General features: G+C 65.1%; 15 protein-coding genes. 2 read left to right on the top strand and 13 right to left on the bottom strand.

All coding sequences use genetic code 11. From position 1 onward, the window contains the following. Positions 1-19: 19 nt before the first annotated feature. A complete protein-coding gene (mtnA, locus tag ABC977_RS07515; protein WP_369666639.1) occupies positions 20-1,081 on the top strand; it encodes an S-methyl-5-thioribose-1-phosphate isomerase in 1,062 nt (353 codons plus the stop codon). A gap of 12 nt (positions 1,082-1,093) precedes the next feature. Beyond that, positions 1,094-1,675, top strand: a complete 582-nt coding sequence (locus ABC977_RS07510) for a hypothetical protein (RefSeq protein ID WP_369666638.1) — start codon at positions 1,094-1,096, stop codon at positions 1,673-1,675. A 3-nt stretch (positions 1,676-1,678) separates the two neighbouring features. Here ABC977_RS07510 and ABC977_RS07505 read toward each other — a convergent pair whose 3' ends face one another. The 13 genes from ABC977_RS07505 to rpoE form a co-directional block, all read right to left on the bottom strand. Next, positions 1,679-2,311: an endonuclease III domain-containing protein gene (locus ABC977_RS07505; protein ID WP_369666637.1), complete on the bottom strand. Its 633-nt coding sequence runs from the start codon at positions 2,309-2,311 to the stop codon at positions 1,679-1,681. 17 nt (positions 2,312-2,328) lie between these two features. Continuing rightward, complete coding sequence (locus tag ABC977_RS07500; RefSeq protein ID WP_369666636.1) at positions 2,329-3,534, bottom strand: GlgC family sugar phosphate nucleotidyltransferase; 1,206 nt, start codon at positions 3,532-3,534, stop codon at positions 2,329-2,331. 175 nt (positions 3,535-3,709) lie between these two features. After that, the gene (recO, locus tag ABC977_RS07495) at positions 3,710-4,447 is read right to left on the bottom strand and encodes a DNA repair protein RecO (RefSeq protein WP_369666635.1); all 738 of its coding nucleotides are present in this window, start codon (positions 4,445-4,447) and stop codon (positions 3,710-3,712) included. Positions 4,448-4,465: 18 nt separating this feature from the next. Beyond that, entirely contained in the window at positions 4,466-5,368 is a 903-nt protein-coding gene (gene era, locus ABC977_RS07490; RefSeq protein WP_369666634.1) for a GTPase Era, read from the bottom strand. Continuing rightward, positions 5,343-6,038: a ribonuclease III gene (gene rnc / locus ABC977_RS07485; protein WP_369666633.1), complete on the bottom strand. Its 696-nt coding sequence runs from the start codon at positions 6,036-6,038 to the stop codon at positions 5,343-5,345. The genes era and rnc overlap by 26 nt, the downstream gene beginning before the upstream one ends. After that, the gene (locus tag ABC977_RS07480) at positions 6,035-6,415 is read right to left on the bottom strand and encodes a DUF4845 domain-containing protein (protein ID WP_369666632.1); all 381 of its coding nucleotides are present in this window, start codon (positions 6,413-6,415) and stop codon (positions 6,035-6,037) included. Before ABC977_RS07480 ends, rnc begins: the two co-directional genes overlap by 4 nt. Positions 6,416-6,431: 16 nt before the next feature. Continuing rightward, entirely contained in the window at positions 6,432-7,253 is an 822-nt protein-coding gene (gene lepB, locus ABC977_RS07475) for a signal peptidase I (protein ID WP_369666631.1), read from the bottom strand. Between the two features lie 11 nt (positions 7,254-7,264). After that, entirely contained in the window at positions 7,265-9,067 is a 1,803-nt protein-coding gene (gene lepA, locus ABC977_RS07470; protein WP_369666630.1) for a translation elongation factor 4, read from the bottom strand. A gap of 526 nt (positions 9,068-9,593) precedes the next feature. Continuing rightward, complete coding sequence (locus ABC977_RS07465) at positions 9,594-11,027, bottom strand: DegQ family serine endoprotease (RefSeq protein ID WP_369666629.1); 1,434 nt, start codon at positions 11,025-11,027, stop codon at positions 9,594-9,596. A gap of 35 nt (positions 11,028-11,062) precedes the next feature. Then, the gene (locus tag ABC977_RS07460; RefSeq protein ID WP_369666628.1) at positions 11,063-11,575 is read right to left on the bottom strand and encodes a SoxR reducing system RseC family protein; all 513 of its coding nucleotides are present in this window, start codon (positions 11,573-11,575) and stop codon (positions 11,063-11,065) included. Then, on the bottom strand, positions 11,572-12,552 hold the full coding sequence (locus ABC977_RS07455) for a MucB/RseB C-terminal domain-containing protein (protein ID WP_369666627.1): 981 nt from the start codon (positions 12,550-12,552) through the stop codon (positions 11,572-11,574). The genes ABC977_RS07460 and ABC977_RS07455 overlap by 4 nt, the downstream gene beginning before the upstream one ends. Then, the gene (locus ABC977_RS07450; RefSeq protein WP_369666626.1) at positions 12,536-13,120 is read right to left on the bottom strand and encodes a sigma-E factor negative regulatory protein; all 585 of its coding nucleotides are present in this window, start codon (positions 13,118-13,120) and stop codon (positions 12,536-12,538) included. Before ABC977_RS07450 ends, ABC977_RS07455 begins: the two co-directional genes overlap by 17 nt. Before the next feature lie 19 nt (positions 13,121-13,139). After that, a complete protein-coding gene (gene rpoE, locus ABC977_RS07445; RefSeq protein WP_369666625.1) occupies positions 13,140-13,718 on the bottom strand; it encodes an RNA polymerase sigma factor RpoE in 579 nt (192 codons plus the stop codon). Between the last annotated feature and the right edge of the window lie 97 nt (positions 13,719-13,815).

The raw sequence follows: 13,815 nt of genomic DNA, 5'->3' as shown, positions 1-13,815 counted from the left end.
CTGCCACAGAGAGCCTCTGATGGAAACCCAAACGACCCTGAACGTCCACCCCGACAATGCCGTGGTATGGCACCGCGACCAATTGCACCTGCTCGACCAGCGGTACCTTCCCGGCCGTGCCGAGTTCCTGGCCCTGGAATCGGCCGCGGCGACCGCGGCGGCGATCCGCGACATGGTCGTGCGCGGCGCACCGGCCATCGGCATCGCCGCCGCGTACGGCGTGGTGCTCGCGGCGCGGGCGCGCTTCGCCGAGCAGGGGGCCGACTGGCGCGTCGCGATCGAAGCCGATCTCGCGCAATTGGCCGCATCGCGCCCGACGGCCGTGAACCTGTTCTGGGCCTTGGCGCGGATGCGCGAGCGGTTCGCGACCTTGGGCGGCGGCGATCCGGTGCCCGAACTCCTGGCCGCGGCCCAGGCGATCCACGACGAGGATCGGGCCGGCAATCGGCGCATGGGCGAGCTCGGCGCCGGGCTGATCGACGAACCAACCGAGGTCGTTACCCATTGCAACGCCGGGGCGCTCGCGACCGGCGGTTACGGCACCGCGCTCGGCGTGATCCGCAGCGCCCATGCGGCGGGACGCATCCATCACGTCTACGCCGACGAGACCCGCCCTTGGCTGCAGGGCACCCGTCTGACCGCATGGGAGCTCGCCGAGTCCGGGATCCCGGTCACGGTGCAGGCCGACCATGCGGCGGCGAGCCTGCTGGCGACGGGCCGGATCGGCTGGGTCATCGTCGGCTCCGATCGCATCGCGGCGAACGGTGATGTCGCGAACAAGATCGGCACCTACGGCCTGGCCGTGCTGGCCCGTCATCACGGCGTGCGCGTCATGGTCGCGGCGCCGACCTCGACGATCGACCTGGCCCTGGCCAGCGGCGCCGAGATCCCGATCGAGGAGCGCGACGCTGCCGAGGTCCTGGCCTGCGGCGGCGTCCAGGTCGGACCGGCCGGCGTCGGGGCGCGCAACCCGGTCTTCGATGTCACGCCCGCGGGCCTCGTCGACGCGATCGTGACCGAACGCGGCGTCGTGATGGCGCCGGACACCGACAAGATCGCCGCCTTGATGCGCGGCGGCTGACGGACCCCGACGATGCGCCGGATCGGCCTGCTCCCGTTGCTGTGCCTCGCACTGAGCGGTTGCGCGGCCACGGTGACGCCGCCGGACGCCCCGCGCGAGCCGCGGACCCTCTACCTCGTCGATCACGGCTACCATACCAGCCTGATCCTGACGACGGCCGACGAGGACCTGGTGCGCTGGGCCTACGGCGAGTGGCGCTGGTATGTCGAGGGGGAACGCGGCAGCGCGCGCCTGTTCCCGGTGCTCGCGATGCCGACCCAGGCCGCGCTCGGGCGCGGTGTCGTGCGGGCCGCCCCCGACCCCGCGGCGATCCGGGCCGCGCTGCCGGTCGTGACCGAACGGATCATGGCCTTCGAGGCCGAGGCCCCGCTGGTCGACGGCCTGCTCGCGCGCAACGAGACCCTGTTCGCCGCCGGGCTCGAGGATGGGCACTATGACAACCACTGGGTCGGGCTCGTGTTCGTGCGCCACCCGGTGCCCTATACCTTTCGGCACAACTCCAATCACGTGATCGCCGACTGGCTCGAACAGATGGCCTTTCGCGTCGACGGCAACCCGATGTTCGGCCGCTGGCGCCTCGCCGTGGCACCCTGACGGTCAGCCGCCGAATGAACAGCATGCCCGCAGCTCGCATTCGGCGCAACGCGGACGGGTACGACAGATGAGCTTGCCATGGCGGACGATCAACGCGTGGTACTCGTTGAACAACGCCAGATCCGGCCCAAGCGCCTGCTCGAAGCCGCGCCGCAGGACCTCGTAACCTTCATTCCCGTTGAAGAATCCGAGGCGCGCGAACAGACGGCGGGTGTAGGCATCGATGACGAACACGGGCCGCTCGAACGCATACAGCAGGATGTCGTCGGCGGTCTCCGGCCCGACGCCGTCGATCGCCAGGAGCCAGCGGCGCAGCTCTCCGGTCTCCCGGCACCGCAGACTCGGCAAGCCACCATGATCGAGGTAGGCCTGGCAGAAGGCACGCAGTCGTCGGGCCTTGACATTGTAATAGCCGGCCGGCCGGATCGCGTCGGCCAACTGCGGAGGATCGAGCGAGAGGATCGCCTCCGCGGTCAAGGGGATCCGCTCACCGAGCCGAGCCAGGGCCCGTTCGACATTGGTCCAAGCCGTATTCTGCGTCAGGATGGCGCCGACCATGACCTCGAACGGGGTCGCGGCGGGCCACCAGCCTTGCGGTCCGTAGAGCCGATGCAGTGCCCGATAGATGGCTCGCAACCGGGCCGGATCCAGGATCAGAACGCAAACCCCCTGGGGATCACGACGACACCGCCATCGGTGACCTCGTAGCGGGCGCGGTCGGTCGCTGGGTCCAGGCCGATCTGGACGCCGGCCGGAACCAGGACCCCCTTGTCGAGGATGCAACGGCGCAGGTGCGCGCCCTCGCCGACCTGGACCCCATCGAACAGCACGGCCTCCTCGACGATCGCCCCGTCGCGGATCCGCACGCGCGGGAAGAGCACCGAGTGATTGACCCCACCGCCGCTGATCAGCGTGCCGTCGGCAAGCATCGAATTGACGAAGATGCCTTCGGTCCCGGACGCGCCCGGAACCGTTCGCGCGGGGGGGTCCTGGCCCTGGTAGGTATGGATGTCCCAGTCTTCCTGGTAGAGGTCGAGCGGCGCGCGCGGATCGAGCAGGGCCATGGTCGCGCCGAAATAGGCGTCGATCGTGACCGGATCGCACCAGTAACGGTCCGGTGTCACCCGCCCGCGTGCGCCCCCGAAACGGTAACCGAAGACGCCACCGGAGGCGCTCAAGGACGTGATCGCCGGCGCGCTCAAGACCTGATGCTCGGGCGATACCTCCGCCGGGCGATCCAACTCGGCCAGCAATCGCTCTTTGTCGAACAGATAGACGCCCATCGTCAACAGGTTCGTCCGCGCCGGATCACCGGTGCTCGCCGGGTCGAACGCCTGCACCACCCGACCGGCCTCATCCAAGGACACCGCGACACGGCCCGGGCTGTCCGCCGGGGACCCCTCGCGAATCGCGAGCGTCACCTCGACCCGCTGATCGACGTGGGCCCGAATCATTTCGGCATAATCCATCCGGTAGATCAGGTCACCTTGCAGGATCAAGACGCGCTTGGCCCGGCTGCGCTCGATCAGGTAGCGATTCTGACGCACCGCATCGAAAGGATCGGTATACCAGCTCTGCCCTTCGGCCATCTGTGGCGATACCGGCGTGACGTATTCGCGCAGTTCCGGGTTGTAGATGGACCAGCCATCCCGCAGATGCTTGTGCAGCGAATGCGACTTGTATTGGGTCAGCACCAAGACCTGGCGCAGATCCGAATGCAGGCAATTGGCCAACGTGAAATCGATGATACGGAACTTGCCGGCGAAGGGGACCGCCGCCTTCGCGCGGTGCCGGGTCAAAGGGTCGAGACCGGGACCACGGTCGGTGGCGAGGACGAGGGTCAGGGTTTCTAGCGACATGCGGAGTTACCGGAGACTGGCGGGTTCGCGGCCCCGATTTTAGCAGGACGCGCGCACCACGGCTGGATTGACACCCGACTCCGCCGGCGTCGATCCCGGGCGCGTCTGACGCCCGCAGCCGGGGAGCAGCGGGGGGCTGGGCATGTCGCGGCGTCTCCTGTCCGAGGATCGCCCCTCACGACCGTCGACCGCGAAACAACTCGCGACTCATCAAGGGCCGCGTGCCGAGATGCGGCGCCAACGCGGCGCGTAGCAAGCGCCTGGCCTCGCGGATCTGCGCATCGCCGGCCGGCGGCCGATCCGCCGCCAATTGCAGCAGCGTCTCCCCGGACAAGCTGTCAAACGGGCATCCGTCGGTCACACCGACGGCCACGATGCCTTGTTGGGGCTGGTAACGATAGCGTTGCGCCCCTTGCACCGGCCGGCCGGTGTCCGCCTCACGATCCAGCACCAGCCCATAACCGAGGATCCGGAGCAAGCGAAGCTCGAACGGCCGCAACACCGCATCGATCGGGTGACGGTCGGCCAGGTCGTGCAATGCCGTCAGGTAATGGCCGAACAGATCCTCGTGCGGGTCATCACGCGCGAGGACCCGCATCAGAAGCTCGTTCAGATAGAAGCCACAGTAGAGGTGATCTCCGTCGAGGGCAAAGGCCCGACCGGCCGCCTCGACACGCCCCAGCGTGCGCACCTCGCCGCGTCCGCTCCAGCCCAACCACAAGGGTTGGAAGGGCTGGAGCAGGCCGGCCAACGGCGCCCGCCCGCGACGCGCGCCCTTCGCGATGGCCGGAAAGCGGCCATGGGTCGGCGACAAGACCTCGACCAACAGGCTGGTGTTGGCGAATTCACGGCGGTGCAAGACCAGGCATCGGTGAAGATGGCCCGCCGTCGCGCCGGTCCCGGTGCGATCCATCCGAGGGGCTCGAACGAATCAGTGTTCGCGGTAACCCAAGCTGGCCAGGGCCGCCTCGTCGCTCGACCAGTTCTTGCGGATCTTGACCCAGACCTCCAGATGCACCGGGCAATCGAACATCCGTTGCATCTGCTGGCGGGCTTCGCTGGCCGCAGCCTTCAAGGCCTCGCCCTTATCACCGATGATGATCGCCTTCTGCCCCGGCCGCTCGACCCAGATCAGCGCATGGATCCGATAACGACCACCGAGGTCCTCGAAGTGCTCGATCTCGACCGCGGTGCGATAGGGCAATTCATCGCCATAGCGCCGCATCAATTGTTCGCGCACCAGTTCGGCGGCCAAAAAGCGTTCCGAGCGATCAGTGATCTGGTCGGACGGAAACAGATTTTCACGCTCCGGCAACACGGCCATGATCAGGGATTCGAGCACATCCAATTGATCGCCGCGGACCGCCGAGACCGGCACCAGGTCGCGGAAGCCATGGCGTGCGCCGAGGGCCTCGAGGTAAGGCAATAGTCGCGTCCGGTCGCCGAGCCGGTCGATCTTGTTGATCACCGCGATCACCGGGGTCCCGGCCACGGCCAACGCAGTCAGGGCCTGATCGTCCTCATGGGTCCAGCGCCCGGCCTCGACGACGAAGAGCACCAGATCGACCTCGCCGATCACCGATCGCGCCGCGCGGTTCAGATAGCGATTCAGGGCACTGGACCCGCGCTGATGGAGACCGGGAGTGTCGACGAAGACCATCTGGCCATCTTCACGGGTCTTGATGCCCAGGATCGTGTGGCGCGTCGTCTGGGCCTTGTGGGATGTGATGGCCAGCTTCTGGCCGATCAGACGATTGAGCAACGTCGACTTGCCGACATTCGGACGGCCGATGATGGCGACGTAGCCGCTACGATTGGTGGGACTGGCTGTCATCTTCGATTCGCCTCAGCATCGCCTCGGCGGCGGCCTGCTCGGCCCGCCGCCGACTGGTCCCCTGACCACAAACCTCGCTGCCGTCATCGGTCAGACGGCAACCGACGAGGAACTGTTGCGCGTGGGGACTCCCCCCGATCTCCCGCACCTCGTATTCCGGCAGCGGCCGCTTGCGTCCCTGAAGCCACTCCTGCAGGCGTGTCTTGGGATCCTTGCCGACCTGGTCGTCGCGAGTGCCGGCCAACGCCTCCTCGTAGAGTCCCAGGATCACGCGGCGCACCGCATCGAAGCCGCGATCCAGATAGACGGAGGCGAACGTCGCCTCCAACGCATCGGCCAGGATCGAGTCCCGGCCATGCCCCCCGGTTCGCCACTCCCCCGGCCCCAGCCGCAGATAGTCGCCCAGGGCCAGCTCACGGGCCAGCCCCGCGAGTCGTTCCTTGTTGACCAACGAGGCGCGCAAGCGGCTGAGCTGGCCCTCGGAAGCCTCGGGGAAGCGAGCCCACAAGGCCTCGGCAATGATCAGTCCGAGCAGCGCATCGCCGAGAAATTCCAGGCGTTCATTATTACGACTCCCAGCACTGCGGTGCGTCAAGGCCTGTTCCAACAGGGCTTCATTATCGAAGCGGTGTCCCAGCCGCTTGCTGAGCGGTCGCAGATCCTCGTTCACGGCGCCGGAATCACTTCCTTGTGTTCGAACATCAGGACGGCGTCGATATTGAAGGCCACCGGTTTCCGCACCTCGTACTCGACCCTGACCTCGGTACCCCCATCCGGCACGCGTTCGAAATGGAAATCGCGCGGGCCCACCGAACCGACGTTGTTGATATCCAGCCGAGTCGTGATCATTCGCAGGATCGTGCCGCGCGGCGCACCGACGGCACTCGGGTCGTCACGCACCGAGGTCATGACCGACTTGATCGTCATGAATTCCAGATACGAAGGGCCCAGTCGCAAAGCGACCGTCAACAGGCTGCCGGCCAGGATGAGCCAGAACAGGATCCCGAGGAAGCCGATACCGCGTTGACGGGAAAGTCGATTCGTCATCACACCTGACCCCTGGCTAATGAATGCGGCCGCCGATGCGCCCCCAATCGATCGGGAAGCCATCGCGCTGCCGATCCCAGTGCATCCAGATCGCAAAGGCCCGCCCGACCAGATTGGCCTCGGGCACCAGGCCCCAACAACGACTGTCGTTGCTGTTGTCACGGTTATCGCCGATCGTGAAAAAGTGTCCTTCCGGGACGGTAATCGGACCATAGGCCAACTCCCGGCACATCGGCGGAAAATCCGGCCGTCGCGGATCGACCAGAATGCGGTGCTCTCGGCCCGTCAAGTCCTCACGCAACTCCAGCGTGCCCCGCAACGCGGTGCTAGCGCCGATGCCCGAGTAATAGCCTATGGATTCCTGCGGCTGTGCCTCGCCGTTGATGAAGAGCGTCTTGTCCCGATAGGCCAGCTCATCGCCCGGGACCGCCACGACCCGCTTGATGTAATCGATGCGCTGATCCTCCGGAAAACGGAACACGATCACATCGCCGCGTTGCGGCTCGCCACCCTCGACGAACTTGGTGTTGAGGACCGGCCAACGCAAACCGTACGCGTATTTGTTGACCAGGATGAAGTCGCCGACCAACAGCGTCGGCATCATCGAACCGGAGGGGATCCGAAAGGGCTCCACGACAAAGGAGCGGAGCAGCAGAACGACCAGCAGGATCGGGAAGAAGGATCGGGCGTAGTCGACGATGACCGGCTCCTTGGTCTTCGCCGCGCCATCCCCGAGCGCGGCGCGCCGCCGCGGGGCGAACCAGGCCGCATCGATGAGCCAAATGAGCCCGCTGACGAAGGTCGCGACGACCAAAACGGTTGGAAAATCAAAATGCATGGAACAGGTTCCTAGTTGTCCTTATCGACCTGCAAAACGGCGAGGAAGGCCTGTTGCGGGATCTCGACCCGCCCGACCTGCTTCATCCGTCGTTTGCCGGCCTTTTGCTTCTCGAGCAGTTTGCGTTTACGGGTCACATCACCGCCGTAACATTTGGCCGTGACATTCTTGCGCAGGGCCTTGACCGTCGTGCGCGCGATGATCTTGCTACCGATCGCGGCCTGTATCGCCACCTCGAACATCTGGCGCGGGATCAGGTTCTTCATGCGTTCGGTCAGTTCGCGACCGCGGGTTTGGGCGTGATCACGGTGTACGATCATCGACAAGGCATCGACGGCCTCGCCGTTGATCAGGATATCGAGCTTGACCAGACTCGCCTTCTGGAAGCGTTTGAATTCGTACTCGAAGGACGCGAACCCGCGGCTTACCGACTTCAATCGGTCGAAGAAGTCGAGCACCACCTCGCTCAACGGCAACTCATAGGTCACCTGGACCTGGCCACCGAGGTATTGGATCTGCTTCTGGACCCCGCGCTTCTCGATGCAGAGGCCAATCACGGCCCCCAGATAATCTTGCGGGACCAGCACATGCGCCTCGATGATCGGCTCGCGGATCTCGGCGATCTGGCTGAGTTCGGGCAGGTTCGCGGGATTGTCGACCGGGATGACCTCGCCGTTGGACCGCTGCACCTCGTAGATCACGGTCGGGGCCGTCGTGATCAGGTCGAGATCGTATTCGCGCTCGAGCCGCTCCTGGACGATCTCCATATGGAGCATGCCGAGAAAGCCACAGCGAAACCCGAAACCGAGTGCCTGCGAGGTCTCGGGCTCATAGAAAAGCGAGGCGTCGTTGAGCCGCAACTTGCTCAGCGCCTCGCGCAGTTCCTCGTACGCATCGGAATCGGTCGGATAGAGGCCGGCGAAGACCCGTGGCTGCATCTGCTTGAAACCGGCCAGCTTCGGCGCTGGACGATCGGCACGGACGATCGTATCCCCGACCGGCGCGCCGTCGATTTCCTTGATCCCGGCGATCAGGTAACCGACCTCTCCGGTGCTCAGGCACTTTCGCTCCAGCTTCTTCGGCGTGAAGACCCCGACGTTGTCGACCTGATGGGTCCGACCCGTCGACAGGATCTGGATCTTGTCGCGCGGCCGGACCTCGCCGTTCATGACCCGCACCAGCGACACGACGCCGACATAGGGGTCGAACCAGGAATCGATGATCAGGGCCTGGAGCGGCGCGGACACATCGCCTTGGGGCGGTGGGATTCGCGCGACCAGGGCCTCGAGCAGATCCGGAATGCCGACGCCGGTCTTGGCGCTGACGTGCAGCGCGTCATGGGCCTCCAGGCCGATGATCTCTTCGATCTCCTTGATCACGCGCTCGGGCTCCGCCGACGGAAGATCGATCTTGTTCAAGACCGGCAGGACCTCGAGGCCCTGCTCGATCGCGGTGTAGCAATTCGCGACGCTCTGGGCCTCGACACCTTGTGCTGCGTCGACGACCAATAGCGCCCCCTCGCAGGCCGCCAACGAGCGCGACACCTCGTACGAGAAATCGACGTGACCCGGGGTATCGATAAAATTGAGCTGGTAGACCTCGCCATTGCGGGCCTGATAGTCGAGGGTTACGCTCTGTGCCTTGATCGTAATGCCGCGCTCCCGCTCGAGGTCCATCGAGTCGAGGACCTGCGCCGACATCTCACGGTCGGTCAGTGAACCGCACAACTGGATGAATCGGTCCGCAATCGTCGACTTGCCGTGGTCGATATGGGCGATGATGGAGAAGTTACGGATATGATCGAGATCGGCCATCGGTCTCTATCGACTCTCATGCACGTGCGTTGCGGGTAGCGCGTCGGCTGGTTTCGGCTCGGTGTCGCGCAGACGGACCGCGACCCCTGTTTCCGGTATCACGGGTATCGCTCGTCGCGACAGTCTTGGCCTGTCATGGACGCGACCGCCGACGACAGGGGCGTCGACGCCCCACCGACAAGGATGTCTTCAAAGCGTGTCGCGACCATGCCATGCGGGGACTGGTGCAACCGACGGTCCTAGCGCCGGTCACGAGACGGGAGCCGACAACGCCTCGGCCGATCGTCTCGAGCGAGACCCAAGCAATCTCGGATCATACCAGAAGCCGGAATTCCAAGGTTAAAATCACCGAGTGCGCGGGCCTCTCTCCGGTGACGGAGAGACGCTGGCACCCTGTTGTCGGGCCACCGGCACGGGCATCAGGGCCTGATGCACAGCGCATGGCTGGCCGAGGTCGGGAGCATGGGGCCGCTGCGGCGGCGGACAGAAACGACGACCGCAGCGGCCTGATCAGGATGCCAGCTGGCTAACGCGGGTTCTCCGGCAAACGGATCGCGTAGAACAGACGACCGTCACCGCGCTGCACCCACAGGGCAACCGATCGACCCGCTTCGAGACCAGCCAGATACTCGTTGAATTGCGCCGCCGATTCGATCGGCTGATTGTTGATCGCGAGGATCAAGTCCCCCACCCGGATACCGACGCGCTCCGCCTCGCCGTTCGCGAGACTGTCGACCTGCACGCCGCCCTGTTCGACGCCGAACTCGGCACGCTGCTCGGCAGACAGGTCGCTGACGATCAGTCCGATACGATTCGCCGTCGCCTGGGGTGGCTGTGTCGGCCGGCCGGTCTGCGCCAGGGCATCCTCGTCGGGCAGCTCACCGAGGACGACCTGAATCCGCACGATCTCGCCATCACGCAACACCTCGACCTCCGCGGTCGCATCGACGGAGCTCGCCCCGACGATCGGCGGCAATGCGCTCGACGTCGGCACATCGATGCCGTTGAAACGCAGAATGATGTCGCCGGCCTTGAGACCCGATTGGGCCGCCGGACCGTCCGGCAGCACTTGCGCGATCAAGGCCCCCCTCGGTTGCGGCATACCGAAGGTTTCGGCCAGCTCGCGCGTGACGTCCTGGATCAGCACCCCCAGCCATCCCCGGCTGACATGCCCCTTCGTCTTCAGCTGATGCACGACGTCCATGACCACATCGATCGGGATCGCGAAGGACAAGCCCATGAACCCGCCGGTGCGACTGTAGATCTGCGAGATGACGCCGACGACCTCGCCGTCGAGATTGAACAGCGGACCGCCGGAATTGCCCGGATTGATCGCGACGTCGGTCTGGATGAAGGGAACATAGTTGTCGCTGGGCAGGTTGCGGCCTTTGGCGCTGACGATGCCGGCCGTGGCCGAATGCTCGAAACCGAACGGCGAACCGATCGCCAGAACCCATTCGCCGACCTTGAGATCATCGGAGGAACCCAACCTCACGAAGGGCAGATCCTCGCCGTCGATCTTCAAGAGCGCGATATCGCTGCGCTTGTCGCTGCCGACCACGGTCGCGACGAACTCGCGGCGATCGCTGGTCCGCACGATGATCTCGGTCGCCCCATCGACGACATGGGCATTCGTCAAGACGTCCCCATCGCTCGAGATGATGAAACCCGACCCCAACGACCTGGAAGGGATCTGCTCGCCATGAAGCTCACCCTCCTCGCCGAAGAATCGCCGGAACAGGTCGTAGAAGGGACTGTCTTCGGGCAGATCCGGGATCGCGAACTGCATCGTCGGCGCACCCCCGTGGATCTGCTGGGTGCTGATGTTGACGACCGCCGGGCCGTTCTGTTCGATCAGGTCGGTGAAGGCCGGCAAACCGCGCGCCGCGACACCGAACGGGGCGAGAAGGACAAGGAGGGCAGCGACCAGAAGCGCTACCGGCAGACGAATGCTGGACATAGACTCTCCAAGGTTTGCCGTGACACGAGCGGCTCTCAGGGACCTTTCGGTCCGGTGGCACTCAGGTCGAGGGACACGATCTGCGGGATACTGGACCCATCCCGATCCAGCCGCAGAATCACGGCCCGATACCGCGGGTCGCCAGCGTGTTGGCGGCTGAAATGCGCGAGCCAGGCGAGCCCCGCGACCAGACCCAACAGACCACCCAGGACGCCGATCGTCTCGCCGCCGCCGGCCCCGATCCACCCGGCAAGCCACTGCGCGACCAAGGCGCCGCCGATCAACGCGAGGATCGGCGCCAGGTAGGCCGCTACCGAGGCCGACAGCAGAGAGGCTTCCGGGATCCCGATGACGACACGCTGCCCGAGTTCAGCGCCGATTGGATTCAACACCATGAGACACTGTCGACGACGCCCGAGGAACCGGTCGAGCAACGCGATTCCGCAACCGGTATTGACCGAACAATGACCGCAACTGGTGCGACGTTCGGTCTCGATCTCGGCCACGTCACCATCTCGCCGCACGACCCGGCCCGTTTGTTCGATCATCGCACGTCCTCACCGATGTATTCGAGCGACGCGAGGAACATGGCCACGGTCGCCGCGGGAACTTCACCGACGACGGTAACATGGTAACCGGCGATCCGCCCTCCCGCGGCATGGATCGCACCGATCCGGGTCTCGCCTAAGAGCCCCCCGCCCGAGTCGGGTTCGATGTAGACCGACACCGCCGCCAAGCCATCCGACAACAGGAAGTGCTCGGGCTCGGCCGGGCCATTGGCGGGCTGTGTCGCGGCCTTGTGCATCAGCAATTCGAAGCCGTCGGGCATCTGCGCAAAACGCCAGTGCGTCTCCGCCGCGATCGCCGACCAAGGCTTATGACGTGGGCCGGTCGAACGGGACGTCACCGGGTTGCCCGACGCGTCGTCGTGCGTCAATTGCAGCGATGTGAACATGATCTGCTCGATCGGTTCGGCCTCCGCCCCCATCAGGTCGGTCTTCAGCGGCAGGCCGGTCTCGCGGTCGAGATAGAAGCGGTAGCCATAGCGCAAGTCATCGCGCGGGACCAGCCCAACGACCTCGGTCTCGCGACCCGCGACACGGGCAGCCCCCAGCCCATGGACCTGATAGTGGTGGCCGAGCAGATCCGGATCGAGGGCCCGGGATCGCAGCAGATCATGAGTCACCCCGTGCCGCCTGACGGAGATCGTCTGGCTGTTCGGCAGCACGCAGGTCACCTCGTCATCCTCGCGCGTCACGGCCCGCACGGGACCGGTCATCGAGATCAAGCGCTCGCGGACCTGCCCGTCCTCGATCGAATGGCGGATATGGAGCGTCTCGAGACGATTCTTGTGCAGATAGACGAGCGTGCCTTCGAAACTCAACGAGTTGACCGCATCGGCCATACGCTGCAGTTGACTGGCTGCCGAGTTCGGCGGTGCCGCCGCCAGGCCAGTCGCCATCCAGGGCATCAGGCAGGCCGCCAGGATCCAGACGAGGGAGCGGGGATCAGCGAGCGGCTTCATAGCCAACGAAGGTCGCATACGGAAGCAGACCCTTGATCCCCGCGGTCGGGGCGTATTCCTGATGGGTCACGAGGAACCGATCGAGCTTGGTCTCCAACTCCGGCTCGCTGACATGCCAGCGCGGACCGCCCTGCACCAACGAGAACGGCGGGGTCGGCGCCGGTTCCGAGACCGCGACCCGACTCCCCGGTGGCCCCTCGGGTCCACTGCCGAAATCGAAAAAGGTCGGCACTGCAAACACCGCCAAGAATGCCGCCGACGCGGCCAGACCGGCACCGACGAACGGAGCGAACCGTGCCATCGAAGGCCTGCGCCGCTGACTTCGGCTCGCTTCGGGTGCGAGCACCGTCGCCTCCTGGGCCAGCCGCACCGAAACGGCATCCGCGACGCCGCGGTACGCATCCCGGACCCTTTCCCGATGCAGCACCGCGGAGATCAGGTGATAGCGCTCCCAGCGTGCGGCCAGGTCCGGGTCGCTTTCGATCGCATCCAACAGCGAGACCATGGACCTCGGGCCGAGCTCGCCGTCGATCAAGGCCGAGAGTTGTTGTGTCTGATCGTCTCTCATCGTGGAACCTACCCGGGAATCATGGGTTCAGCAAAGGTCTGAGCCGTTTGTCGATCGCCTCGCGGGCCCGGAAGATCCGCGAGCGCACGGTACCGATCGGGCATTCCATCGCCACCGCAATCTCCTCGTAACTCAGCCCTTCCAACTCGCGCAACACGATGGCCGTGCGTAGATCGTCAGGCAGATCATCGAGGGCCTGCTGCACCGTTTGGGCTATCTCTTCGGTCAACAACTCGCGCTCGGGGGTTGCGTTCTCGCGCAGCCGCGCGCCCATATCCATCTGCTCGGCAACCTCGGCATCGACATCTTCTCCCGGCGGACGCCGTCCCTGGGCGACCATGTAATTCTTCACCGTATTGATCGCAATGCGATACAACCAGGTGTAGAAGGCACTCTCGCCACGAAAACCGGGCAACGCACGGTAGGCCTTCAGGAAGGCCTCCTGCGTGACATCGAGGACCTCAGTGGAATCGCGAATATAACGTCCAATGAGACTGCCGACCTTCTGCTGATACTTGAGTACCAACAGGTCGAAGGCACGCTTGTCTCCAAGTTGCGCCCGCGCCACAAGCTCCTGATCGACCTGCCTATCAGACATTCAGGCCGACCCAGTTGACAGGCGTCCCTGAGCCCGATTGCATTGACACTTCCCCATTGCAAAAGTTCGAGATCCGTTGGTGGGTGCGGTTTGGAAG

Source organism: Thioalkalicoccus limnaeus, from assembly GCF_041197575.1.
In the GTDB taxonomy this organism is placed as follows: domain Bacteria; phylum Pseudomonadota; class Gammaproteobacteria; order Chromatiales; family Chromatiaceae; genus Thioalkalicoccus; species Thioalkalicoccus limnaeus.
The sequence above is the reverse complement of the archived record's forward strand: the minus strand, read 5'-3'. Positions and strand labels throughout refer to the sequence as shown.

Coding starts and splice junctions, on each gene's coding strand:
- lepA (WP_369666630.1), bottom strand. CDS start 9,067: ATGGCCGATCTCGATCATATCCGTAACTTCTCCATCATCGCCCATATC.
- ABC977_RS07460 (WP_369666628.1), bottom strand. CDS start 11,575: ATGATCGAACAAACGGGCCGGGTCGTGCGGCGAGATGGTGACGTGGCC.
- ABC977_RS07480 (WP_369666632.1), bottom strand. CDS start 6,415: ATGACGAATCGACTTTCCCGTCAACGCGGTATCGGCTTCCTCGGGATC.
- mtnA (WP_369666639.1), top strand. CDS start 20: ATGGAAACCCAAACGACCCTGAACGTCCACCCCGACAATGCCGTGGTA.
- ABC977_RS07500 (WP_369666636.1), bottom strand. CDS start 3,534: ATGTCGCTAGAAACCCTGACCCTCGTCCTCGCCACCGACCGTGGTCCC.
- lepB (WP_369666631.1), bottom strand. CDS start 7,253: ATGCATTTTGATTTTCCAACCGTTTTGGTCGTCGCGACCTTCGTCAGC.
- ABC977_RS07510 (WP_369666638.1), top strand. CDS start 1,094: ATGCGCCGGATCGGCCTGCTCCCGTTGCTGTGCCTCGCACTGAGCGGT.
- ABC977_RS07450 (WP_369666626.1), bottom strand. CDS start 13,120: ATGAGAGACGATCAGACACAACAACTCTCGGCCTTGATCGACGGCGAG.
- ABC977_RS07455 (WP_369666627.1), bottom strand. CDS start 12,552: ATGAAGCCGCTCGCTGATCCCCGCTCCCTCGTCTGGATCCTGGCGGCC.
- era (WP_369666634.1), bottom strand. CDS start 5,368: ATGACAGCCAGTCCCACCAATCGTAGCGGCTACGTCGCCATCATCGGC.
- recO (WP_369666635.1), bottom strand. CDS start 4,447: ATGGATCGCACCGGGACCGGCGCGACGGCGGGCCATCTTCACCGATGC.
- rpoE (WP_369666625.1), bottom strand. CDS start 13,718: ATGTCTGATAGGCAGGTCGATCAGGAGCTTGTGGCGCGGGCGCAACTT.
- ABC977_RS07465 (WP_369666629.1), bottom strand. CDS start 11,027: ATGTCCAGCATTCGTCTGCCGGTAGCGCTTCTGGTCGCTGCCCTCCTT.